This is a genomic window from Aeromicrobium sp. IC_218 (assembly GCF_004336805.1).
In the GTDB taxonomy this organism is placed as follows: Bacteria; Actinomycetota; Actinomycetes; order Propionibacteriales; family Nocardioidaceae; genus Aeromicrobium.
Window position 1 is genome coordinate 241,152 of the sequence record NZ_SJXM01000002.1, and the last position, 23,210, is coordinate 264,361.

General features: G+C 71.1%; 20 protein-coding genes. 7 read left to right on the plus strand and 13 right to left on the minus strand.

Going from position 1 to position 23,210, the window contains the following annotated elements:
* Positions 1 to 59: 59 nt before the first annotated feature.
* Together E0W78_RS03200 and E0W78_RS03205 are read left to right on the plus strand one after the other, a co-directional pair.
* Entirely contained in the window at positions 60 to 743 is a 684-nt protein-coding gene (locus E0W78_RS03200; protein WP_131402393.1) for a DUF4386 domain-containing protein, read from the plus strand.
* 97 nt (positions 744 to 840) lie between these two features.
* Positions 841 to 1,686, plus strand: coding sequence for an HNH endonuclease (locus E0W78_RS03205; protein ID WP_207392608.1), 846 nt, complete (start codon positions 841 to 843; stop codon positions 1,684 to 1,686).
* Between the two features lie 56 nt (positions 1,687 to 1,742).
* On the opposite strand, the gene E0W78_RS03210 is transcribed toward E0W78_RS03205, so the two are convergent.
* Together E0W78_RS03210 and nrdR are read right to left on the minus strand one after the other, a co-directional pair.
* Entirely contained in the window at positions 1,743 to 4,628 is a 2,886-nt protein-coding gene (locus E0W78_RS03210; RefSeq protein WP_131402395.1) for a vitamin B12-dependent ribonucleotide reductase, read from the minus strand.
* Between the two features lie 84 nt (positions 4,629 to 4,712).
* On the minus strand, positions 4,713 to 5,207 hold the full coding sequence (gene nrdR, locus E0W78_RS03215; RefSeq protein ID WP_131402396.1) for a transcriptional regulator NrdR: 495 nt from the start codon (positions 5,205 to 5,207) through the stop codon (positions 4,713 to 4,715).
* Positions 5,208 to 5,558: 351 nt separating this feature from the next.
* Here nrdR and E0W78_RS03220 point away from each other — a divergent pair, with 351 nt between their 5' ends.
* Both E0W78_RS03220 and E0W78_RS03225 read left to right on the plus strand, forming a co-directional pair.
* Entirely contained in the window at positions 5,559 to 8,714 is a 3,156-nt protein-coding gene (locus E0W78_RS03220) for an EAL domain-containing protein (RefSeq protein ID WP_131402397.1), read from the plus strand.
* A gap of 40 nt (positions 8,715 to 8,754) precedes the next feature.
* Positions 8,755 to 9,318 carry a DNA starvation/stationary phase protection protein gene (locus E0W78_RS03225; RefSeq protein ID WP_131402398.1) on the plus strand — a complete coding sequence of 188 codons (564 nt, stop codon included), beginning with the start codon at positions 8,755 to 8,757 and terminating at the stop codon, positions 9,316 to 9,318.
* A 158-nt stretch (positions 9,319 to 9,476) separates the two neighbouring features.
* Here E0W78_RS03225 and E0W78_RS03230 read toward each other — a convergent pair whose 3' ends face one another.
* The 3 genes from E0W78_RS03230 to E0W78_RS03240 form a co-directional block, all read right to left on the minus strand.
* On the minus strand, positions 9,477 to 10,703 hold the full coding sequence (locus E0W78_RS03230) for a sugar ABC transporter permease (protein ID WP_131402399.1): 1,227 nt from the start codon (positions 10,701 to 10,703) through the stop codon (positions 9,477 to 9,479).
* On the minus strand, positions 10,700 to 11,491 hold the full coding sequence (locus E0W78_RS03235; RefSeq protein ID WP_131402400.1) for an ATP-binding cassette domain-containing protein: 792 nt from the start codon (positions 11,489 to 11,491) through the stop codon (positions 10,700 to 10,702). Before E0W78_RS03235 ends, E0W78_RS03230 begins: the two co-directional genes overlap by 4 nt.
* 85 nt (positions 11,492 to 11,576) lie before the next feature.
* A complete protein-coding gene (locus E0W78_RS03240; protein ID WP_131402401.1) occupies positions 11,577 to 12,611 on the minus strand; it encodes a substrate-binding domain-containing protein in 1,035 nt (344 codons plus the stop codon).
* A 225-nt stretch (positions 12,612 to 12,836) separates the two neighbouring features.
* Here E0W78_RS03240 and E0W78_RS03245 point away from each other — a divergent pair, with 225 nt between their 5' ends.
* A complete protein-coding gene (locus E0W78_RS03245) occupies positions 12,837 to 13,991 on the plus strand; it encodes an ROK family transcriptional regulator (protein ID WP_131402402.1) in 1,155 nt (384 codons plus the stop codon).
* A 56-nt stretch (positions 13,992 to 14,047) separates the two neighbouring features.
* On the opposite strand, the gene E0W78_RS16440 is transcribed toward E0W78_RS03245, so the two are convergent.
* Entirely contained in the window at positions 14,048 to 14,392 is a 345-nt protein-coding gene (locus E0W78_RS16440) for a LysM domain-containing protein (RefSeq protein WP_165570391.1), read from the minus strand.
* 310 nt (positions 14,393 to 14,702) lie between these two features.
* Between E0W78_RS16440 and lexA the strand changes: the two genes are divergently transcribed.
* Positions 14,703 to 15,428, plus strand: a complete 726-nt coding sequence (lexA, locus tag E0W78_RS03255; RefSeq protein WP_131402404.1) for a transcriptional repressor LexA — start codon at positions 14,703 to 14,705, stop codon at positions 15,426 to 15,428.
* A gap of 3 nt (positions 15,429 to 15,431) precedes the next feature.
* Here the strand turns inward: lexA and galE are convergent, their stop codons facing one another.
* From galE to miaA, 5 genes are all read right to left on the minus strand, one after another.
* Positions 15,432 to 16,388, minus strand: coding sequence for a UDP-glucose 4-epimerase GalE (galE, locus tag E0W78_RS03260; RefSeq protein ID WP_131402405.1), 957 nt, complete (start codon positions 16,386 to 16,388; stop codon positions 15,432 to 15,434).
* 13 nt (positions 16,389 to 16,401) lie between these two features.
* Entirely contained in the window at positions 16,402 to 18,366 is a 1,965-nt protein-coding gene (locus E0W78_RS03265) for an ATP-dependent DNA helicase (RefSeq protein WP_242686208.1), read from the minus strand.
* Positions 18,367 to 18,437: 71 nt separating this feature from the next.
* Positions 18,438 to 19,823 (minus strand): GTPase HflX, encoded by a 1,386-nt coding sequence (gene hflX, locus E0W78_RS03270; protein ID WP_131402406.1) that lies wholly within the window; start codon positions 19,821 to 19,823, stop codon positions 18,438 to 18,440.
* Positions 19,816 to 20,649: a diaminopimelate epimerase gene (dapF, locus tag E0W78_RS03275; RefSeq protein ID WP_131402407.1), complete on the minus strand. Its 834-nt coding sequence runs from the start codon at positions 20,647 to 20,649 to the stop codon at positions 19,816 to 19,818. The genes hflX and dapF overlap by 8 nt, the downstream gene beginning before the upstream one ends.
* Positions 20,646 to 21,551, minus strand: a complete 906-nt coding sequence (gene miaA, locus E0W78_RS03280; RefSeq protein ID WP_131402408.1) for a tRNA (adenosine(37)-N6)-dimethylallyltransferase MiaA — start codon at positions 21,549 to 21,551, stop codon at positions 20,646 to 20,648. Before miaA ends, dapF begins: the two co-directional genes overlap by 4 nt.
* A 73-nt stretch (positions 21,552 to 21,624) precedes the next feature.
* Here miaA and E0W78_RS03285 point away from each other — a divergent pair, with 73 nt between their 5' ends.
* Positions 21,625 to 21,873 carry an antitoxin gene (locus E0W78_RS03285; RefSeq protein WP_131402409.1) on the plus strand — a complete coding sequence of 83 codons (249 nt, stop codon included), beginning with the start codon at positions 21,625 to 21,627 and terminating at the stop codon, positions 21,871 to 21,873.
* A gap of 141 nt (positions 21,874 to 22,014) precedes the next feature.
* On the opposite strand, the gene E0W78_RS03290 is transcribed toward E0W78_RS03285, so the two are convergent.
* A complete protein-coding gene (locus tag E0W78_RS03290) occupies positions 22,015 to 22,653 on the minus strand; it encodes a hypothetical protein (protein WP_131402410.1) in 639 nt (212 codons plus the stop codon).
* Positions 22,650 to 23,207, minus strand: coding sequence for an HhH-GPD-type base excision DNA repair protein (locus E0W78_RS03295; RefSeq protein ID WP_131402411.1), 558 nt, complete (start codon positions 23,205 to 23,207; stop codon positions 22,650 to 22,652). Before E0W78_RS03295 ends, E0W78_RS03290 begins: the two co-directional genes overlap by 4 nt.
* Between the last annotated feature and the right edge of the window lie 3 nt (positions 23,208 to 23,210).

Sequence of the window (23,210 nt, forward strand, 5' to 3'; positions counted from 1 at the left end):
CGTACACCTACCGTTCGGAACCAAAGGTGTACGTCGTACACCTCCTGTTCGGAGGCCCCATGACCACGCTGAACCTCCGCTCGGACCACGCCGCCCGCACGCGTGCGGGCACCCGGCTGGCCGGCGCCCTGTACCTGCTGACGTTCCTCACCTCGGTCCCGACACTCGCGCTCTACGCGCCGCTGCGCGAGCACGACTTCCTGGCCCGCACCGACGGGACGGGCGGTCCGACGACGGGCGCCGCGCTCGAGGTGGCTTTGGCGGTCTGCTGCGTCGGGACCGCGGTGGTGCTGGTCCCCCTGATCCGTCGCCACGGGGAGACACTCGCCGTGGGATACCTGGCCGCCCGCGTCGTCGAAGGCGCGCTGATCCTGGTCGGCGTCGGCGCCGTCCTCACCGTGCTCACCCTCCGCGACCGGGGATTCGCCGACGCCGATGCCACGGCCGCTGCGCTGGTCGGGCTCTACGACGCGACCTTCCTGCTCGGCCAGAGCGTCATGCCCGCCCTGTGTGCGCTGACCCTCGGGACCGTCCTGTACCGCGCTCGCCTCGTGCCGCGGATCATCCCGGCGATCGGACTGGTCGGCGCTCCCCTGCTGCTTGCGTCGGACCTCGCGCAGCTGACCGGCCTGTACGAGATGCGCAGCCCGCTCGCCGGGCTCGGGGCGCTGCCGATCGCCGCCTGGGAGCTCTCGCTCGGCGTCTGGCTCATCGCCCGCGGCTTCTACAGTCCGCGCACTTGATTGCTTTCGGTTTGATGAACTGGCACCGCCGGAACAGCTAGTCCTCGAAGATGAGGATGTGGACAGTCAGCGGGAGCTTCAACTTCGACGCGAAATCATGCAGCACCTCACGGATGCCACCACGGAGAAGGGCACTCTCACTCGCGAGCAGCTGTTGAGCTTTCCAGTCGCGGATTCGGTATGGAAGCTTCTGGATCATTCTCGTGGAATCCGAAATCCCCGCGAACTCGCCGCGACTCTGACCGTGATGTCCTCCCCAACAGGTCCGTACCGGGACGAGGACCTTCAGGGGGGCTTGCTCAAGTACGAGTACCGAGCGGGAAGTGTGAACGGCGATAACACCAAGCTCCGTCGCGCCTACGAGCTAGGGATGCCGCTCATCTTGCTGAAAAAGATCGAGCCTTCCGTGTACGTACCAATTCACCCCGTGTACGTCGTCGCGGACGTCCAGGACGCGCGTTACTTCCTCCTCGCGCTTGACGAGGGCATACGCCTACTGTCGGATCCGCTCAATCCTTCCGAGGACGAGCGCCGGTACGTGGAGCGGATCACCCGTGAACGTCTCCACCAGCCGGAGTTCCGAGGCCGGGTGCTCCGCGCGTACGAAACTCGATGTGCCGTTTGCGTACTTCGTCACGGGCGACTTCTAGACGCGGCGCACATCGTGGCTGATCACGAGGTGACGGGGACTCCGATTACGGCGAACGGACTGGCGCTCTGCAAGCTGCACCATGCTGCCTACGACAGCGACCTGCTGGGCATCTCCCCTGATTACCAGGTGCATATCAACAGCGCCCTCCTCGAAGAAACCGATGGACCCATGCTGCGACATGGACTTCAAGAAATGGATGGCCGCGAGCTACACGTACCGCATCGCGCCAGCGAGAAGCCCGATCGTGACCGGCTGGGCTACCGCTTCCAAAAGTTCCTCGCCTCAGCTTAAGAACGCCGAGAGCCCGGCTCCCCCATCGGGGGAACCGGGCTCTCGCGTGCTTCAGGTCAGCTGCAGCCGCTGGTCGAGCCGCAGCCCTCGCAGACGTGGCACGAGCCGGCCGGACGCATCTTGGTGCCGCAGGTCATGCACAGCGGGCTGTCGACCGCCGAGCCGGTGATGACCTCGAGCAGCTCCGCGGACGTGTGGGCCTGCGCCGGGGCGGCCTTGGCCGTCTCGGCGACGACCTCGGCCGGGGTCTCCGGAGCCGGAGCCGACGCCGTGGCCTCGACCGGAGCACCCTTCTCGGTCGGCGCGGACTCGACGAGCTCGGCGGCCGTCGTGCCGTTGCTGACCGGCTGGTGCGAGCCGGTGTCCAGGTAGCGCTGACGCTCCGCGGCCGAGTGGATGCCCAGGGCCGAGCGGGTGTCGAAGTCCAGGTAGTCCAGCGCCAGGCGGCGGAAGACGTAGTCCATGATCGACTGCGCCATGCGGATGTCCGAGTCGTCGGTCAGACCGGCCGGCTCGAACTTCAGGTTCGTGAACTTCTGGACGTAGGTCTCCAGCGGCACGCCGTACTGCAGGCCGATCGAGACGGCGATCGAGAAGGCGTCCATCACGCCGGCCAGGGTCGAGCCCTGCTTGCCCAGCTTGAGGAAGAGCTCGCCGAGCTCACCGTTCTCGTGCGCGCCGGAGGTCATGTAGCCCTCGGCACCGCCGACCGAGAAGGACGTCGTGATCGACGTGCGCGACTTCGGCAGACGACGACGGATCGGCTTCTCGACGACGACCGTCTTGACCTCGGTCTTCTCCGCCGGCTCCTCGGCCTTCTTGGCCTTGGCGTCGCTCAGCGGCTGGCCGACCTTGCAGTTGTCGCGGTAGACCGCGAGCGCCTTGAGGCCGAGCTTCCAGCCCTGGAAGTAGACGTCGGCGATCTCGTCGACCGTCGAGGTCTCGGGCATGTTGACCGTCTTGGAGATGGCGCCCGACAGGAACGGCTGCGCCGCGGCCATCATGCGGACGTGGCCCATCGGCTTGATGGCGCGCTCGCCGACCGCGCAGTCGAAGACCTCGTAGTGCTCGGTCTTCAGGCCGGGCGCGTCGATGACGTGGCCGTGCTCGGAGATGTACTCGACGATCGCCTCGATCGTCTCGTTGGTGTAGCCGAGCTTCTTCAGCGCCGCCGGGACGGTCTGGTTGACGACCTGCATGGAGCCGCCGCCGACCAGCTTCTTGAACTTGACCAGCGAGAAGTCCGGCTCGATGCCGGTCGTGTCGCAGTCCATCATGAAGCCGATGGTGCCGGTCGGCGCGAGCACCGACGCCTGGCTGTTGCGCCAGCCGGCCTTCTCGCCGATCTTCAGGTTCTCGGCCCACTGCTTGGTGGCCTCGCGGTGCACGGCGATGTCCATCGCGTGCATCGTGCGGACGTCGTCGTTGGCCGCGAGGTGCTTGCGCATGACGCGGGTGTGGCCGTCCTTGTTCTGGGCGTAGCCGTCGTAGGCACCCACGACGCCGGCCAGCTCGGCCGAGCGGCGGTAGGACGTGCCGGTCATCAGCGACGTGATCGACGCGGCCAGCGCGCGGCCGCCGTCGGAGTCGTACGCCAGGCCCGAGGCCATGAGCAGCGCGCCGAGGTTGGCGTAGCCGATGCCCAGCTGACGGAAGGCACGCGTGGTGTCGCCGATCGCCTCGGTCGGGAAGTCGGCGAAGCAGATCGAGATGTCCATCGCGGTGATGATCATCTCGACGCTCTTGACGAAGCGCTGGACGGCGAAGCTGCCGTCGGCCTCGAGGAACTTCATGAGGTTCAGGCTGGCCAGGTTGCAGCTGGAGTTGTCCAGGTGCATGTACTCCGAGCACGGGTTGGACGCGGTGATGCGGCCGGCCTCGGGCGTGGTGTGCCAGTCGTTGATCGTCGAGTCGTACTGGATGCCGGGGTCGGCGCAGGCCCACGCGGCCTTGGCGATCTTGCCCCACAGGTCGCGGGCGTCGATGCTCTCGATGACCTCGCCGTTGGTGCGGGCGCGCAGACCGAAGTCGGTGCCCTCCTCGACGGCGCGCATGAACTCGTCGTTGACGCGGACCGAGTTGTTGGCGTTCTGGTACTGGACGCTGGTGATGTCGGAGCCACCGAGGTCCATGTCGAAGCCGGCGTCGCGCAGGACGCGGATCTTCTCCTCCTCACGCTCCTTGGTCTCGACGAACTCCTCGATGTCGGGGTGGTCGACGTCCAGGACGACCATCTTGGCCGCACGACGCGTGGCGCCGCCGGACTTGATCGTGCCGGCCGACGCGTCCGCACCGCGCATGAAGGAGACCGGGCCCGACGCGGTGCCGCCCGAGGAGCGGAGCAGCTCCTTGGACGAGCGGATGCGCGAGAGGTTGAGGCCGGCACCGGAGCCGCCCTTGAAGATCAGGCCCTCCTCGCGGTACCAGTTGAGGATCGAGTCCATCGAGTCGTCGACGGCCAGGATGAAGCAGGCGCTGACCTGCTGCGGGCTCGAGGTGCCCACGTTGAACCACACCGGGCTGTTGAAGCTGAAGACCTGGTGCAGGAGCATGTGCGTCAGCTCGTGCTCGAAGACCTCGGCGTCCTCGTCGGAGGCGAAGTAGCCGTGGTCCTTGCCGGCCTTGACGTACGTCAGCACGACGCGGTCGAGCAGCTGCTTGAGGCTGGACTCACGCTCGGCCGAGCCCACCGCGCCGCGGAAGTACTTGGTGGTGACGATCGTCGAGGCGTTCAGGCTCCAGAAGTCGGGGAACTCCACGCCACGCTGCTCGAAGACGTTCTCGCCGGTCTTCCAGTTGGTCTGGACGACGTCGCGACGCTCCCACGTGACGGCGTCGTACGGGTGCACGCCCTCGGTGGTGTAGACGCGCTCGATGGTCAGGCCCTTGGCCTTCCCCTTGGCGCGGCGGGGGCCGGTCTGGCCGCTGACGGTCTCCGTCATGGAGTGCTCCTCGTGTGCTGCGGTGCGGTGGATGGGGGTGGTGCTGGGTGGTTCGTGGCCCGTCAGGTTCAACAACCCCGACGGTCAGGGGATTTCGTGCTGGACCCGTTCGGTCTCGGCCAGCTCGCCGTCGGCGGAGGCGGCCATGAGCGTCGCGATCTCGGCGGCGAAGTCGTCGGCGGAGTCGAACGCCTTGTACACGCTGGCGAAGCGCAGGTACGCGACCTCGTCGAGCGCCTTGAGCGGCTCGAGGACGGCCAGGCCGACCTCGTGGGCGGGGACCTCGGCGCAGCCGGAGGCGCGCAGGGTCTTCTCGACCTGCTGCCCCAGACGGGCCAGGTCGTCGGTGGAGACCGGACGGCCCTTGCAGGCCTTCGCGACGCCGGCGACCGCCTTCTCGCGGACGAACGGCTCGGTCGCGCCCGAGCGCTTCACGACCATCAGCTGCATCTGCTCGATCGTGGTGAACCGCTTCTCGCACCGCGCGCACGTGCGGCGGCGGCGGATCGAGGCACCCTCGTCGGCGATGCGGCTGTCGAGCACCTTGGTGTCGTCGTGCTGGCAGAACGGGCAGTGCACGAGCGGGCTCCTTCGGTGTCGTCGCGATGTGGATGAAGCTGTGCGTCCCGCTGTGGAACACGGCGCTTCCTGTGGGTGGGACCGCCACTTCTGTGGAACTAGATGTGGAGAACTACACCCGTGTAACTACTAGATGTAGGGGAACCGTACGCCCTCGTCCCGGCTCGTGCAAGCACCTTCGCAGGGCCCACCGACAGACCTCTCCGACACCGCTCGGACGCGCCCGGAATCCCGGGCCGGACGCCCCCGGAGCGTGCCTGGCGACACACCGCGCGGCGGCGATCCGTCCGACCGCCAGCGCGACGGACCGGGCTCGCTTACTGTGTGCTGGTGCCGAGGGAGGGGACGCGCATGGACGACCTGCACCACCTGCCCCAGCACGAGCGCGCGCCGTACACCTCCGTGCTGGTCGACGGCGCCGGCACGATCCTGGAGACCGGCCCCGGCTTCGACGACGTCGCCGGCTACCCCGGCGACCTCGTGCTCGGCCGTCGGATCGCGGAGTTCGGCGCGACGGCGCACGACCGCGACCAGCTGACCGCCCTGCTCGCCGCCCCGGCGGGGGTCGGCTACGGACGGCTCGCGGTGATCCGCCCGAGCGACGACAGCGTGCAGCACGTCGTGCTCGCCGCCGTGCCCTTGGGCGACGACCGCCTGCGCGTGGTCGTCGCCAACGAGACCGAGTCCCTCAGCCGCTACTTCGACCTGCAGGCCTTCGCCGAGCGCGTCCGGGTGCTGGCGTCCAACTCCGCCGACGTCATGTGGCTCATGGACGACGAGGGCGTCGTCGTGTTCACCACCTCCGCGCTCGCCGCCCGCTTCGGCTGGCGGGTCGAGGACGTCCGCGGCCGGCCGGCGACCGACTTCGTCCACCCCGACGACCATGCGCTGGCCCGTTCCACCTTCGACCGGGTGCGTGGCGGCGAGCGCCAGCTGGTCTACGAGATCCGGCTGCTGCGGGCCGACGGCACCACCGTGTGGACGCGCTCCACCCTCACCGACCTGCGCCACGAGCCGTCCGTCGGCGGCATCATGGGCAGCGCCGTCGACATCGACGACAAGAAGGCCGAGGAGGCGCGTCGCGCCGACGACGAGGCGCAGTACCGCGCTCGCTTCGAGCAGAGCCTCATCCCGCAGTCGGTCACCGACCCCACGTTCCGCTACCAGGACGTCAACGCCGCGTACTGCACGCTGCTCGGCCGCGACCGCGAGCAGCTGATCGGGCGCCGCCCGGACGACTTCCTGCACCCGACCGACCCGGGCACCGGCGGGCACGAGCTGGCCACGATGGCCGACGTCGGACGCTCCACGCACCGCGTCTACCGGGTCTTCGCCCACCAGGACGGCAGCCCCGTGCCGGTGCTGGTGAGCGGCACCGCGCTCCAGGACGCCTCCGGCGGGCTCATCGGCTACGCGGCGGTGCTCGAGGACCAGCGCGCCCTGTTCGCCAGCGAGCGGCAGCGCGAGGAGGCGCAGCGCCTGTTCGAGACGATCGCCGACCGCAGCGACGAGCTGCTCACCGTCGTCACCCCGCAGCGCGAGATCCTCTACTCCTCCCCCAACGGGCCGCGGCTGGCCAACTTCCGTCAGTCCGGGGTCATCGACGACCTCGGCGCGTTCGCGCACCCCGACGACGTCGAGCTGGTCCAGCGCCAGTGGGAGCACATCACCACCACGGGCATCGCCACGACGTTCCGCTTCCGCGCGTTCCGCGACGACGGGGAGCTGATCTGGCTCGAGCAGACGTCCACGAACCTCACCGACACCGCGATCGGCGGCGTCGTCACCACGCTGCGCGACGTCACCGACGAGATGGAGGCCGAGCGGGCGCTGGCCGAGAGCGAGGCGCGGCACCGGATGATCGCCGACCTCGCCGACGAGGGCATCTGGGTCATCGCCCAGGACGGCCGGACGCTGTACGCGAACGCGCGGCTCGCCTCGCTGGTGGGCTACTCCCTCGACCAGCTCTACGCCGCGCCGGTGTGGGACTACATGGACGAGGAGATCGCCCGGCTCACCCTCCCCCGGCTCACCGAGCGGGAGGTGCGCGGCTCCGAGCGGTACGAGGTCGCCTACCGCCACCCCGACGGACGCGTGCGCCGCCTGCGCATCGCCGCCAGCCCCATGCGCAACGCCGACGGCGAGGCCGAGGGATCGCTGGCGATGGTCTCCGACGTCACCGAGACGCGACGCATCGAGGGCGAGCTGTGGCACGCGGCGCTGCACGACGCGCTCACCGGTCTGCCCAACCGCTCCATGCTCATGGAGCGGGTCGAGGAGGCCCTGGAGCAGCAGGCCGACGTCGCGCTGCTGTTCGTCGACCTCGACCTGTTCAAGGACGTCAACGACGCCCGCGGCCACGGGGTCGGCGACCAGGTCCTGGTCGCCGTGGCCCACCGGCTGGCGGCGATCGCCGGGCCGCACGACACCGTGGCCCGGTTCGGCGGCGACGAGTTCGTGGTGCTGCTCCGCGACGCCCACGAGTCCCACGCGCGCGCGGTGGCCAGCCGCGCGCTCGACTCGCTGCAGGAGCCGTTCGACGTCGGCGACGTCCACATCGGCATCGGCGGCTCGATCGGCATCGCCCTGTCGCCCGCGGCCAGCGCGGACGACCTGCTCCGGTACGCCGACACCGCCATGTACGCGGCCAAGGCGGCCGGGCGCGGACGCATCCAGGTCTTCGACGCCGAGCTCGAGCACCGCAGCCGCGAGCGGTACGTGCTGGGCGCCGACCTGAGGGCCGCCCTGCAGGACGGTGGGCTCCAGATGGCCTACCAGCCGGTCGTCGACCTGGCCGACGGGCGGGTCGTGGGCGTCGAGGCCCTCTCGCGCTGGGAACACCCCCAGCAGGGCCCCGTGCCCGCGCAGCGCTTCGTCGACCTGGCCGAGTCGCTCGGCCTGGCGCCCGACCTCGACCGGTGGGCGCTCGACCGCGCACTCGGCGACGTCGCCCGGATGCGCGAGCGCGGGGTGCTGCCCGAGGACGCCTACGTGGCGGTGAACCTGTCCGGTCGCAGCCTGGCCGACGAGACGCTCGACCGCTACATCATCGAGCGCACCGCGCACCACGGTCTCGACCCGCGCAAGGTCGTCCTGGAGCTCACCGAGAGCGCGATCATGGCCGACCCCGAGGTGGCGATCGGCCTGCTCGACCGGCTGCGCACGCACTGCTTCCCGGTCGCGGTGGACGACTTCGGCACCGGCTACAGCTCGTTGGCCTACCTGCGCGACCTGCCCGTCACCATGCTGAAGATCGATCGCAGCTTCGTGTCCGGGGTGACCGACGACAAGCACTCGCTGGCCATCGTCGCGTCGGTGCTCCAGCTGGCCCGCACGCTCGACCTCGCGCTGGTCGCCGAGGGGGTCGAGACCGAGGAGCACGCTCGCGTCCTGCGCCGGCACGGCTGCCGCCTCGCGCAGGGCTGGCTGTGGAGCAAGGCGGTCACCCCCGAGCAGGCCGAGCTGGAGGGCACGTTCACCCGCGTCCAGGGGCCCGGCAGCGCCTAGCTCGGGTTGCGAGCCGGACCCGCGTGGCTACGTTGGAGGCATGGCTACCGACACTCCCCAGTACACCGTCCCGGGTCTGACCACGGCCGAGGGCCAGAAGGTCGCCGGCATCCTCCAGGAGCGCCTCAACGCGCTCAACGACCTGCAGCTCACGCTCAAGCACGTCCACTGGAACGTGGTCGGCCCGCACTTCATCGCGGTCCACGAGATGATCGATCCGCACGTCGACGAGGTCCGTGCGATGGTCGACGAGACCGCCGAGCGCATCGCGACGCTGGGCGTCGCCCCCAAGGGCACGCCGAGCGCGATCGTCAACGGCCGCACGTGGGACGACTACTCCCTCGGCCGCGGCACGACCAACGAGCACCTCGGTGCGCTGGACGAGGTCTACCAGGGCCTCATCGGCGACCACCGCAAGGCGCAGGAGGCCGTCTCGGAGATCGACCCGATGACCGAGGACCTCATCATCGCCCAGTCCCGCCAGCTGGAGCTGTTCCACTGGTTCGTCCGCGCCCATCTGGAGAACGCCGGCGGTCAGCTGTCGACCGCCGAGGCGGACGGCGAGACCGAGGCGGCCGTGGCCGCCAGCGAGGCTGCCGACTGAGGCTTCTCCCCCGCACGCACGACGACGGCGGCCGCTCCCCTCGAGGGGAGCGGCCGCCGTCGCGTGTGCCGGACCCGCGTCCGACACCGGGGGTGAAGCACGACGGCGGCCGCCCCCTCCCTCGGGTGGCGACCACCGCCGTGGTCTGGGGGTCGCGGCTAGCCGCGACCGCTGCTGCGGCGCGCACGGCGCGACAGCGAGTCGATCGTGACCGCGAGCAGCAGGACGCCGCCGGTCACCATGTAGCGCACCTCGGCGTCGACGCCGATGAGGTTCAGGCCGCTCGTGATCGACTGGAGCACGAGCATGCCGAACAGCGCCGCGTACATCGAGCCGCGTCCACCGAACAGGCTGACGCCGCCGATGACCGCCGCGGCGATCGCCATGAGGTTGGTGTCGCCACCGCCGCTGGACTGCGCGACCGACTGCAGCCGGGCCGCGGCCAGCACGCCACCGAACGCCGCGAACATCGTGCACAGCGCGAAGACGGCCACGTAGACGCGGTCGACCCGGATGCCCGAGCGGCGCGAGGCCTCCTCGTTGCCGCCCACGGCGAACACGTGACGGCCGAAGCGGGTCTTGCGGATCACCTGGTCCATGAACACGATCACCAGGATCCACAGCAGCGGCATGTAGCCGATGCCGCGGTCCAGGTTCAGGTAGTACGCGACGTACGCCAGGCCGGCGACCATGAGCGCGGCGCGGATGGCCACGCTCAGCACCGACGGCGCCGACAGGTTGGCCGCGCGACGCTTGCGGATGGTCAGGACACGGCCACCGAAGTAGGCCAGGCCGGCGAGCACCGCGAGCACGTACGACGCCAGCGGCGACAGGAACTTGAAGTTCGCGAAGTCGATCAGCCACGAGTCACCGGGCAGGTTGACCGTGCCGTTGTCGCCGAGCACGACCAGCTGCAGGCCCAGGAAGGCCAGCAGTCCGGCGAGCGTGATGACGAAGCTCGGCACGCCGAACCGGGTGTACAGCAGGCCGTACACGACACCGATGGCCAGGCCGGCGAGCAGCGCGACGCCGATGGCCGGCAGCACCGACCAGTCGTGGTAGACGACCAGGACGGCCATGATCGCGCCGCTCATGCCGCTGACCGAGCCGACCGACAGGTCGATCTCGCCCAGCAGGAGCACCATGATGACGCCGACGGAGATCATGCCGATCGCCGACGACGACAGCAGCAGCTCCACCAGGTTGCGCGAGGACAGGAAGCGCTCGTTCTGGGAGTAGAAGACGACCCAGATGATGAGCAGGCCGACGATCACCGGCACCATGCCGAGGTCGCCGGACTTCATGCGGCGCACGAACCCCTCGAGCATGGCCTTGGGCGAGGAGTCCTCGACCAGACGCTCGTCGGTCTTGTCGGCGAAGCTCATGCCTCGGCTCCCTTCGGGGCGGTGCGGCTCGCACGCTGCGAGACGGCGTTGTCGGAGGCGCCGGTGATGGCGGCCACCAGCTTGTCGGTGGTGACGTCGTCGATGCCGAACTCGGCACCGTTGCGGCCCAGGCGCAGGACGTAGATGCGGTCGGCCACGGCCTGCACGTCGGCCATGTTGTGCGTGATGAGCACGACGCCGAGGCCGTTCTCGCGCAGGCGCTCGACCAGGTTGAGCACCTCGGCGGTCTGGGCGACGCCCAGCGCGGCGGTGGGCTCGTCGAGCATGACGACCTTGGGGTTGCCGACCAGGCTGCGGGCGATGGCGACGGTCTGGCGCTGACCGCCGGACAGGGACGCGATCGGGATGCGCACCGACGGGATCTTGGCCGACAGCTGGCGCAGCAGGGCCCAGCTGTTCTTCTCCATCTCGACCTCGTCGAGCGTGCCGGCGGACGTCAGCTCCTGGCCGAGGTACAGGTTCGCGACCACGTCGAGGTTGTCGGCCAGCGCGAGGTCCTGGAAGACCGTGGCGATGCCGAGCTGCTGGGCGGCCTTCGGGCCGGGGATCGAGACCGGCGAGCCGTCGAAGACGATCTCGCCCTCGTCGGGCTGGTAGACGCCCGACATGATCTTGACGAGGGTGGACTTGCCGGCGCCGTTGTCGCCGACCAGGGCGACGACCTCACCGGGGCGGACGTCGAAGTCGACGTCCGCGAGCGCCTGGACGGCGCCGAAGCGCTTGCCGACGCCCTTGAGGGACAGCACGGGGGCTGAAGTGGTGGTCATGCTGCAGACCTTCTGCTTGAGGGAGGGGACGTGCAGGCCTCGAGGGGGCGGCCCTGGACAGGGCCACCCCCTCGAGGTCGTCGGGTCAGCTCAGGCCGGCCGCCGTGCACGCGTCCGCGTACTCGCCGGTGCAGATGTCCTGGGTGCTGTAGAACTCGTCGGCGACGACGGTGTCCTTGATGTTGTCGACGGTGACCGCGATCGGGTCGAGGATGTAGGACGGCACGCCACGGAAGTCCGTGGTGTCGCTGGCCTTCTTGCCGTTGACCAGGTTCACCGCGAGCTCGGCGGCCTTCTCGGCCTCGGCCTTGATCGGCTTGTAGACCGTCATGTACTGCTGACCGGCGACGATGCGCTGGATGGCCGCGAGCTCCGCGTCCTGGCCCACGATCGGGGGCATCTTGGTGACGCCGTTGCCACGCAGGGCGGCGAACACGCCGCCGGCCTGGCCGTCGTTGGCCGCGTACACGCCCGCCAGGTCGGCAGCGTCGATCTTGCTCAGCTGCGTGCTGGTGAACTCCTGGGCCTTCTCCGGGCTCCAGTCCGGGTTGTCGAACTCGGCGACGACGTTCAGGCCGCTGGCGTCGATGACGCTGTGCGCGCCCTTCTTGAAGTCGCCGGCGTTCGGGTCGGTCGGGGCGCCGTTGAGCATGAGGATGTCGCCCTTGCCGCCGGTCGCCTTGACCAGGGCCTCGCCCTGGAGCTGGCCCACGCGCTCGTTGTTGAACGAGACGAAGTAGTTGGCGTTCGTGATGAGGCGGTCGTAGGCCACGACGGGGACGTCGCTGGACTCGGCCGACTTGACGATGCCCTCGGCGGCCTTGCCGTCGACGGCGCCGACGACGAGCACCGAGGCGCCGTCGGTCAGCGCGGACTGCGCCTGCTCCTGCTGCTTCGAGGCGTCCTGGTCGGCGTTGAGGTACTTGACGTCGCAGTCGTCGCAGAGGTCCTTGACCTTCGCCTCGAACAGCGGACGGTCGAACGCCTCGTAACGGGTCGTCTTGGTCTCGGGCAGCAGCAGGGCGATGGTCTTGCCCTTGTCGTCGCCGCCGTCGGAGCCCTCGTCGTTCGCACCGCACGCGGCGAGCGCCGCGAGCGAGGTGCTCGCTGCCACAGCCATGACGGCTGCGCGGGTGAGTCGGTTCACGCGTTCCTCCAGGTCTTGGACGGCGGGGGTTGCCGTCACGGTCTGATCCACCTCGCGCGGGGCGAGACGTGAGCCAGTGTCATACGTCACATGCTTTGTCGTCAACACGTGAAGACAAAACGAGAGACTAACGCTGGACGCGGCAGTCTTGCATTCGACACTTGACGACAACGAGTGGCTTGCCTCACAGTGACGCACATGTCGTCCCCAGGCACCGCCGCTTCCCTGCGCGCCGCGAACCAGGTGCGTGTCGTGCGCGCCCTGCGGCAGCACCAGGAGCTCAGCCAGGCCGACATCGCCCGCGACACCGGGCTCGCCCCCGCGACGGTCTCCAGCATCGTGAAGGACCTGGTCGCGGCGGGCCTGCTGACCACCACGGGAGGCGCCGGACGACGTGGCGCGACGGTCGCCATCTCCCGCCGGGCCGGCCTGGTCGGCGGCGTCGACTTCGGCCACTCGCACGTGCAGGTGAGCCTGGGCGACCTCGGCGGACGCGTGCTGGTGACGGCGCAGGAGCCGCTCGACAACGACCACGCGCACGAGGACGGACTCGCCCTCGCGCACCGCATGCTCGACCGGCTCCTGGCCGCCGAGAGCGACGCCGGCGACCTGCACGCGGTCGGCATCGGCCTCCCCGCTCCCCTGGGCGCCGACGGCGTCATCGACTCCGGCTCGATCCTGCCCGGCTGGATCGGGGTCCACGCCGCCGACGCCGCCGAGAAGGAGTTCGGCGTCCCGACCCGGGCCGACAACGACGCCAACCTCGGCGCCCTGGCCGAGCACGCCGTCGGCGCCGGACGCGGCACGTCCTCCATGGCCTACCTGAAGCTCTCGTCCGGCGTGGGCTGCGGCCTGATCCTGGACGGCCGGGTCTACCGCGGCGGCATCGGCACGGCCGGCGAGCTCGGCCACATGACGATGGACGAGACCGGACCGCTGTGCCGGTGCGGCAGCCGCGGTTGCCTGGAGGCGTACGTCGGCGGCACCGCGCTGACCGCGCAGTTCGCCCCCATCCGCGCCCAGCTCTCAGTCCGTGAGTTCGTCGCCCTGGCCAACAACGGCGACACCGGCGCCCAGCGACTCATCGAGGACGCCGGCCGCTACCTCGGACGCGCGGCCGCGGCGCTGGCGAACGTCCTGGGTCCGGAGCTGCTGGTGATCGGCGGCGACCTGTCCGACGCGGGCGCGCCGCTCATCGACGGCGTCCGCGACGGGCTGCGCCGCCACGCCCTCGCCCCGGTCGCCGCCCAGGTACGGGTCGAGCGGGCCGCCCTGGGCGCCCGCTCGTCGTCGATCGGCAGCGTGCTCTACGCGCTCGAGGGCCTCTCCCTCACCGGCCCGGCCCGCGTCTGAACGCAGAAGGGGCCCCGTGCCGCCTTCCCAGCAGCACGGGGCCCCGCTCGTCGGACCTACTCGGAGTAGACCGGGACGGCCAGCTTGTGGCCGATCTGCAGGCCGGAGGCCGACTCGAGCGCGTTGAGCTTCATGATCTGGTCGACGGTCTCGCGCTGGTCGCCGCCCGGGTTGGCGGCGCCGGCGATCTGCCACAGGGTCTCGCCCGGCTGGACGGTGACCTCGGTCGTCTGGACCGCCGCGCCGGCGTCGGACGTGGCCGCGGTCGTCGAGCCCATCGCGACGGCCAGGGCGAACATCGCCGCGAGCGCGGCCGCGAACAGCACGAGCTTGCCGCGGGTGGTGAGCCGGACGGGAGCGTGCGTGCGGGCGACCGGGGCGTGCAGGGAGATGGTGCTCATGAGTGCCTCCGAGGGGGAAGTGAGACGGTGTCGGTTGTCTTGGTGCGTCCGACCGGACGCCGGAGCGTACGGGATGTCATTCGGGTGCGAACAGGCGTTCGATCGAACACATGTTTGACAATACAGACGCCCACCGACAAGCACCAGCCCGAATCGAACATCTTTTCGATTTTTCTTGCCGGTGGTCTCGGTCACACCCGAAAAACGCCGGAACGCCAGGAGTTCCCGTCCCGGGCTCCACGCCGACACGCGGCGCGCCGTGTCGAACATATGTTTGATCTGACCTGTTCGAACGCGCTACCGTCGGTCCATGAGCGATGACACCGACGTCCGCGAGCTCCCCGACGGTCCCGCCGACGAGCACGGCCTGACCCCGCGGCAGCGACGCGTCCTGGAGTTCCTGCGCGAGCAGATCAGCGACCGCGGCTACCCGCCGAGCATGCGCGAGATCGGTGCGGCGGTCGGCCTGGTCAGCACCTCGTCGGTCTCGCACCAGCTCAAGTCGCTCGAGCGCCTCGGCTACATCCGGCGCGACCCGAACCGTCCGCGCGCGCTCGAGGTGTTCGCGCCCGGCGGGGCCGTCCGTCCCACCGCCCCGGTCCCCGCGCCGGCCGTCGTCGAGGACGTCGTCGACGAGACCGGCTCACGCGACGAGCGTCCCGACGCCACGTACGTGCCGATGGTCGGCAAGATCGCGGCCGGCGGACCGATCCTGGCCGAGGAGCGCGTCGAGGACGTCTTCCCGCTCCCGAAGTCGCTCGTCGGCGACGGCACGCTCTTCCTGCTCGAGGTGCAGGGCGACTCGATGATCGACGCGGCGATCTGCAGCGGCGACTACGTCGTGGTCCGCCAGCAGCCGGTCGCCGAGAACGGCGAGATCGTCGCCGCGATGCTCGACGGCGAGGCCACGGTCAAGACCTTCCAGCGCAAGGACGGCAAGGTCTGGCTGCTGCCGCACAACGACGACTACTCCCCCATCGACGGCACCCACGCCACGATCCTGGGCAAGGTCACCGCGGTCCTGCGCCGCGTCTGACGCTCAGTCGCGCGCGGCCTCCCAGGCCGAGGCCACCATCTGCTCGACGGTGTGGCGCATCGTCCAGCCGAGGTCGCGCGCGGCCAGCTTCCCGGACGCCACGATGCGTGCCGGGTCGCCGGGGCGCCGGGGCACCACCTCGGGGTCGACGTCCGTGCCGGTCACCGCGGCGAACGCGCTCATGATCTGCCGCACCGACACGCCGTCGCCGCTGCCGAGGTTGTAGACGGGCTCCAGCGGCTCGCCGGCCACCAGCCGGCGGGCCGCGGCCACGTGCGCCTCGGCCAGGTCGGCCACGTGCACGTAGTCACGCACGCAGGTGCCGTCCGGCGTCGGGTAGTCGTCGCCGTAGATGCGCGGTCGCCGGCCCTCGCGGAGTGCCTTGATCACCAGCGGGAACAGGTTGTGCGGGCTGCTGTCGTACAGGTCCGGTGTCGCCGACCCGACGACGTTGAAGTAGCGCAGCGAGGTGTGGGTCAGCGACGACGCGCGCCCGAGGTCGCGCAGCAGCCACTCGCCGACCAGCTTGGACTCCCCGTAGGGCGACTCCGGCGTCGTGGGGGTCTGCTCGGTCACCAGGTCGACGTCCGGCGTGCCGTAGACGGCGGCGCTGGAGGAGAACACCACCCGGTCGACCCCGGCGGCCTCCATCGCGGTCAGCAGGCTGGCCGTGCCCTGCACGTTCTGCTCGTAGGTGTGCAGCGGGCGCTCCACGGAGACCCCGGCGTACTTGAACGCGGCCAGGTGGACGACACCCTCCACCTCGTGGGCGGTCATGAACCGTTCGAGGGTCGCGGTGTCGAGCACGGACGTCTCGGCGAACGGGACGTCGTCGGGGACGAACTCACGGTGCCCGCTCGACAGGTCGTCCACGACGACCACGTCGAGCCCGGCCTCCCCGAACGCGCGCACCACGTGCGACCCGATGTACCCGGCACCACCCGTCACCAAGAACGTCATGCCGCCAGCCTAGTCAGCGGGCCGCAGCGCCCTCCGTGGCGGCGGCGTCGAGCCGGCGCAACGACTGCCGGACGACCTGCGGGTCGGTGGTGCGCCACATGGGCGGCAGCGAGGCGGCCAGGAAGCCCCCGTAGCGGGCGGTGGCGATGCGCGGGTCGAGGATCGCCACGACGCCACGGTCGGTCGACCGGCGGATGAGCCGGCCGGCGCCCTGGGCGAGCAGCAGCCCGGCGTGCGTGGCCGCCACCGACATGAAGCCGTTGCCGCCGCGCTTCTCGACCAGCCGCTGGCGGGCGCTCATCAGCGGGTCGTCCGGACGCGGGAACGGGATGCGGTCGATGAGCACCAGCTGGAGCGTGTCGCCGGGCAGGTCGACGCCCTGCCACAGGCTCAGGGTGCCGAACAGGCACGTGGTCGGCTCGTCGGCGAACCGCCGCTGCAGGTCGCTCAGCTGGGCGTCGCCCTGGCACAGGATCTCCAGGTCCGGCAGCCGCTCGCGCGTGGCCTCGGCGGCGCGCTCGGCCGCGCGGCGCGACGAGAAGAGCCCCAGCGTCCGTCCACCTGCGGCCTCGACCAGCTCGGCGATCTCGTCGAGCTGGGCGTCGACGAGGCCGTCGCGTCCGGGCACGGGCAGGTGCTTGGCGACGTACAGGACGCCCTGGCGGCCGTAGTCGAACGGCGACCCGACGTCGAGGCTGCGCCACGGCAGCACCTCGTCACCCGGGACCAGTCCCAGGCCCCGGGCGGCGGAGTCGAACGTGCCGCCGACGGTCAGCGTCGCGCTGGTCAGGACGACCGTCTTGGCGCTGAACAGCTTGTCGCGGAGGCTGAACGCGACGTCGAGCGGAGCCACGTGCAGCTGCGGCCCGCCACGGCCGGGGCCGTCGCTGACCCACAGCACCTCGGTGTCGCCCTTGCCAGCCATGCGCTCAGCGATGCGGCGCACCTCGGTGACGTGGGCCTGCGCCTGCTGCTTGCCGGGGTCGACCTCGTCGTCCTTGGCCGACGGCTTCTCGCGCGGGAACGCCGACAGGCACGCCCGGGCGGCGTCGCGGACGTTCTCCAGCGCCATCTGCAGGTGCTCGGGGGTGGCGTCGATGCGTCCGGCCTCGACGTGGGCCAGCGCCTCGGACAACGCGTCGGCCGCTTCGGTGAGGTCGTCGGCCTCGTTCCCGTCGACGTGGTTGCGGGCCCGGCGGGCGGCGCGCTCGACGAGCACCGGGCCGAGCTCGGCCGTGGACGCCTGGGTGACGCGGGCGGCGAGCTCGTGCGCCTCGTCGACGACGACCGCGTCGTGGTCGGGCAGCATCGGGACGCCGTCGACCGCGTCGATGGCCAGCATCGCGTGGTTGGTGACCACGACGTGGGCGTTCCACGCCTCGGCGCGGGCGCGCTCGGCGAAGCACTCCTCGGCGTACGGGCACCGGCTGGCGCCCAGGCACTCGCGGTGGTTGACACTCACCGCGCGCCAGGCGCGCTCGGAGTGGCGGGGTGCGGCGTCACGGTCGCCGACGCCTCGGGCCGAGGACTCCTCCTCGGCCCACTCGCGCAGGGCCACGACCTCCGAGCCGAGCGTGCCCTCGGGCACTTCGACGAGGACGCCCTGGTCGTCGGGCGCGCCCTCGCGGACGCGGTGCAGGCAGGCGTAGTTCGAACGTCCCTTGACCACGGCGTACCGGGGCACCGTCTCCATGGTCGACGCGGCCGCCTCGGCGAGGGCCGGCAGGTCACGCTCGACGAGCTGGTGCTGCAGCGCCAGCGTCGCCGTGGCGACCACGACGCGACCCTCGTGCAGCAGGCTCGGCACCAGGTAGCCGAGCGACTTTCCGGTGCCGGTGCCGGCCTGGACGAGCAGGTGCTCACCGTCGCCGAGCGACTGCGCGACCGCCTCGGCCATGGCGACCTGGCCGGGCCGCTCGGCTCCCCCGACCGCGTCGACGGCAGCCTGCAGCACGGTCTTCACGTCGGGGGTGGGCACGGGTCGAGCCTAGTCGCCGGACGCCGTGGCCCCGACCGCCCGGTCCACAACCGGTCCGCGCCCGCCAGCGGCTACCGGGCGTACTCGGACAGCGCGTGGGCCAGCTCGGGGTTCACCCGGGCCTGGACGTGCGTGCCGTCGCCTTCGTGCTCGAGCGCCTCGATCTCGCCCTCGGTGTGGATGCGGCCCAGCAGGTCGCCCCGGTCGTAGGGCAGCACCACGTCCACGTGCTCCGCGGGCCGCGGAAGGTCGGCCTCGATCGCCGCCAGCAGCTCGTCGATGCCCTCGCCGGTGCGGGCGCTCACCACCACGGAGTGCGGCTCGCTGGCCAGGATGCGCTTGAGCACCAGCGGGTCGGCCGCGTCCGCCTTGTTGATGACCACGATCTCGGGCACCTGCAGGGCGTCCACGTCGGCGAACACCGAGCGGACGGCGGCCAGCTGTCCGGCCGGGTCCGGGTGCGAGCCGTCGACGACGTGCAGCACCAGGTCGGCGTCGGCGACCTCCTCCAGGGTCGAGCGGAACGCCTCGACCAGCTGGTGGGGCAGGTGCCGGACGAAGCCGACCGTGTCGGACAGCGTGTAGACGCGGCCGTCGGACGTCTGGTTGCGCCGCGTGGTCGGGTCGAGGGTGGCGAACAGCGCGTCCTCGACCAGCACGCCCGCACCGGTCAGCCGGTTGAGCAGGCTCGACTTGCCCGCGTTTGTGTAGCCGGCGATGACGACGGCCGGCACCGCGTTGCGCTTGCGGTTCGCCCGCTTCGTGTCGCGGGTCGTGCGCAGGCCCTCGAGCTCGCGGCGCAGCTTGGCCATCTTGGCCTGGATGCGACGGCGGTCGGTCTCGAGCTTCGTCTCACCGGGTCCGCGGCCACCGATGCCCTCGCCGCCGGCGGCGCGTCCGCCGGCCTGGCGCGACAGGTTGCCGCCCCATCCGCGCAGGCGCTGGGTCTGGTACTGCAGCTGGGCGAGCTCGACCTGCGCCTTGCCCTCGGCGCTCTTCGCGTGCTGGGCGAAGATGTCGAGGATCAGCGCGACGCGGTCGACGACCTTGACGTTGGTGCGGTCCTCCAGGTTGCGCATCTGGCTGGGCGCGAGCTCGCCGTCGCAGATGATGGTGTCGGCGCCGGTCGCCTGCACGGCGGCCTTGAGCTCCTCGACCTTGCCGCTGCCGATGTAGGTGGCGGCGTCGGGCTTCTGCCGGCGCTGCATCAGCGCGTCCAGCACCTCGGAGCCGGCCGTCTCGGCGAGCAGCTTGAGCTCGGCGAGCGAGTTCTCGGCGTCCTCGGCGCTGCCCTCGGTCCAGACGCCGACCAGCACGACGCGCTCCAGGCGCAGCTGGCGGTACTCGACCTCGGTGATGTCCTCGAGCTCGGTGCGCAGTCCGCCCACGCGGCGCAGGGAGTTGCGCTCCTCCAGCTCCAGGTCCTCGGTGCCCAGCTCTTCGTCGTGCTCAGCCACGCAACCACTCCATCTCGCCCTCGGCGACGATCTCGGCGGGGCCGGTCAGGACGACACGGCCCTCAGGGGTCCAGGTCACGTCGAGGCGTCCGCCGGGGACGTCGACGCGGTAGGTGGCCGGCAGCGCGACGCCGTCGGCCGACATGCTGGCGACCGCGGCCGCGCAGGCCCCGGTGCCGCAGGAGCGGGTCTCGCCCGACCCGCGCTCGTGCACGCGCATCGCCACGTGCTGCGGGCCGCGACGCGCGACCAGCTCGATGTTGACGCCGTGCGGGTAGACCGCGTGGTCGTAGCCCGGCTCGTCCAGCAGGGTGCCGGCGTCGTCGAGGCTGGCGACCTGGGCGACCGCGTGCGGGTTGCCGGTGTGCACCTCGTCGGCCTCGAACGTCCGGCCCTCGACCGTCACCTTGGAGACGCCGCCGAGCTCCGGCACCCCCATGTCGACGCTGATCGCGTCGCCGTCGAAGGTGACGGTCTTGATGCCGTCACGGGTGCCGACGGGCAGCGGCCGGTCGGTGTCGACGAGCTCGCGGTCGGCCAGGTAGCGCGCGAACACGCGCACCCCGTTGCCGCACATCTCGCTGACCGAGCCGTCGGCGTTGCGGTAGTCCATGAACCACTCGGCCACGTCCTGTCCGTCACCGGCCTCGCCGACCGCGGACGTGCGGACGACGCGCAGCACGCCGTCGGCGCCCAGGCCCCGGCGGCGGTCGCACAGCGCGGCCACGAACGCGGGATCGAGGTCGCCGTGCACGGTGCCGTCGGCGTCGGGCAGCAGCACGAAGTCGTTCTCGGTGCCGTGGCCCTTGGCCCAGGAAAAGGTCATGCCTTCCAGTCTACGAGCCGTTCCGCATGCCCGCCGAGATCCACGGCGTCGTGCGGCAGCCACCGGATGCGCGGGTCCTTGCGGAACCACCGCTCCTGGCGCCGGGCGAACTTGCGGGTGCCGGTGACGGTCTGCTCGCGAGCCTCGTCCTCGGTGATCTCCCCGGCCAGGAACGCCAGCACCTGCTGGTAGCCGAGCGCGCGGCTCGCGGTGGGCGACCCGGCCAGTCCCGCGGGCAGCAACGACCGCACCTCGTCGACGAGCCCGTCCGTCCACATGCGGTCGACCCGGCGGGTGATGCGCTCGTCCAGGACGTCGCGGGGCACGTCCAGGCCGACCATGACCACGTCGTCGTACACGTGCTCGTAGCCGGGCATGGTCGCGGTGAACGACCCGGTCATCTCGACCACCTCGAGTGCTCGCACGAGACGGCGCCCGTTGGTCGGCAGGATCTGCGCGGCCGCGTCGGGGTCGCGCTCGGCGAGCAGCGCGTGGAGGTGCTCGGGGCCGCGGGTGGCCAGCTCGGCGTCCCAGCGGGCGCGGACGTCCGGGTCGGTGCCGGGGAACTCGAGCGGGTCGAGCACGGCACGCACGTAGAGCGCCGACCCGCCGGCCAGCACCGGCACGACGCCGCGGTCGTGGCAGTCGGCGACCGCGGCGCGGGCCAGGTGCTGGAACTCCGCGACCGACGCGGTCTCGGTGACGTCCATGACGTCGATGAGGTGGTGCGGGACGCCGCGGCGCTCGGCGAGCGGCGTCTTCGCCGTGCCGACGTCCATCCCGCGGTAGACCTGGTAGGCGTCGACGTTGACGATCTCGCCGCCCAGCCGCACCGAGAGGTCGATCGCCAGGTCCGACTTCCCCGACGCGGTGGGGCCGACGACGGCGACGACGGGAGGCATGGCTGGATCCTCCCAGATACGTTGACGGGACAGGCGCGGCGCCCGGCCGCGCCCGATCCCCCCGGAGGTCCTCATGGGTCTGTTCGACAAGGTCCGCAAGCACGCCCCCGAGCTGAGGAGCAAGGCCACGGAGCTGGCGTCCACCCACCACGACAAGATCGACGGCGCGATCGACAAGGCCTCGCAGGCCGCGAGCCGCGCCACGAAGGGCAAGTACGACGACCGCATCACCGGCGCCGCTGGCAAGGCGAAGGACGGCGTCGACAAGCTCGGCCAGCAGCACCGCGGCGACGGCCCCGACGGCCGCGTCGCCCCGCGCTGAGTCACCTGGTTAAGCCGCCCGGTGGTCGGTCTACCTGGTTGACCAGGTAAACCGACAGGAGCCAGGGAAGTTCTCCTGGCTCCTGTCAGTTTTCCTGGCGTCTGGAGCGCGGGGCGTCTGGGGCGCGGGGCGGACGCCCGCTCAGGACGTGCTGACGCTCCAGCGGGCGACGAGGTAGCCGACGCCGAACGGCGCCTCGTACGCCACCAGCTCGCCCTCGACCTCGTGCCCGGACGTCGCCCGGCCGAGCGCGCACAGTGCCGGTGCGCCGTGGCACCAGAGCTCGGCGGCCTCATCGAGGTCGAGCGTGGCGAGCCGCGCGGCGTCGCCCGAGGCCAGCGCCTCGGCGAGACCGTGGTCGAACGGCACGGCGCGGACGTCCTCGTAGCCCGGCGACGTCGTGTCACGGGTGGCGGTGCCGTCGGCCACGACCAGCAGCGCCACGCCGTCCTCCAGCGCCGGGGTCGCCGACGTGTAGGTGCGCGCACCGGTCCAGCCGGCCGCGTCGAGCAGCCAGGCTCCGACGGTGTGGCCGAGCGGGAGCCCCAGCGCGTCTCCCCCGGCACGGACGTCCACGCCCCACGAGGCGAGCGTGCCGCCGGCGGACTCGTCCCGGTCGTGGCCCTCGGACGCCAGCACGACGACGCGCGTCGCGTCCTTCACGACGGACCGGACGACGTCCAGGCACGTCACGCGCAGACCGGCGAGCGGATCCTGTCCCCCGCCCAGGCCGGGGACGAGCAGCGGCGCCGACGGCACCACCGCGACGGGGACCGTCACTTCGCGGCCGCCTTCTTCTCCTTCTTGTAGGCGCGCACCTTCTGCAGCGAGTCGGCGTCGACGACGTCGGCGACCGAGCGGTACCCGGGCTGCGCGTAGTCGCCGGCGGCCTCCTGCCAGCCCTCGGGCTGCACGCCCTTCTGCTTGGCCAGCAGCGCGAGCAGGATCTTCGCCTTCTGCTCGCCGAATCCGGGCAGGGCCTTGATCCGCTTGAGCAGGTCCTTGCCGCTGGACGCCTCGGTCCACAGCCGCGTCACGTCGCCGTCGTGCTCGTCGACGACGATCCGCGCCAGGGCCTGGATGCGTCCGGCCATGGAGCGGGCGTAGCGGTGCACGGCCGGGGGCTCGGCGCACAGGTCGGCGAACGACTCCGCGTCCGCGTCGGCGATGGCGGCGGGGTCGAGGCTGCCGAACCGCTCACGCAGTCGCGCCGGACCCGAGAACGCGCGCTCCATCGGGAACTGCTGGTCCAGCAGCATGCCCATCACGAGCGCGAACGGGTCGTCGGTCAGCAGCTGGTCGGCCTCGGTGTCACCGGTGATCGCGATTGCCATGAC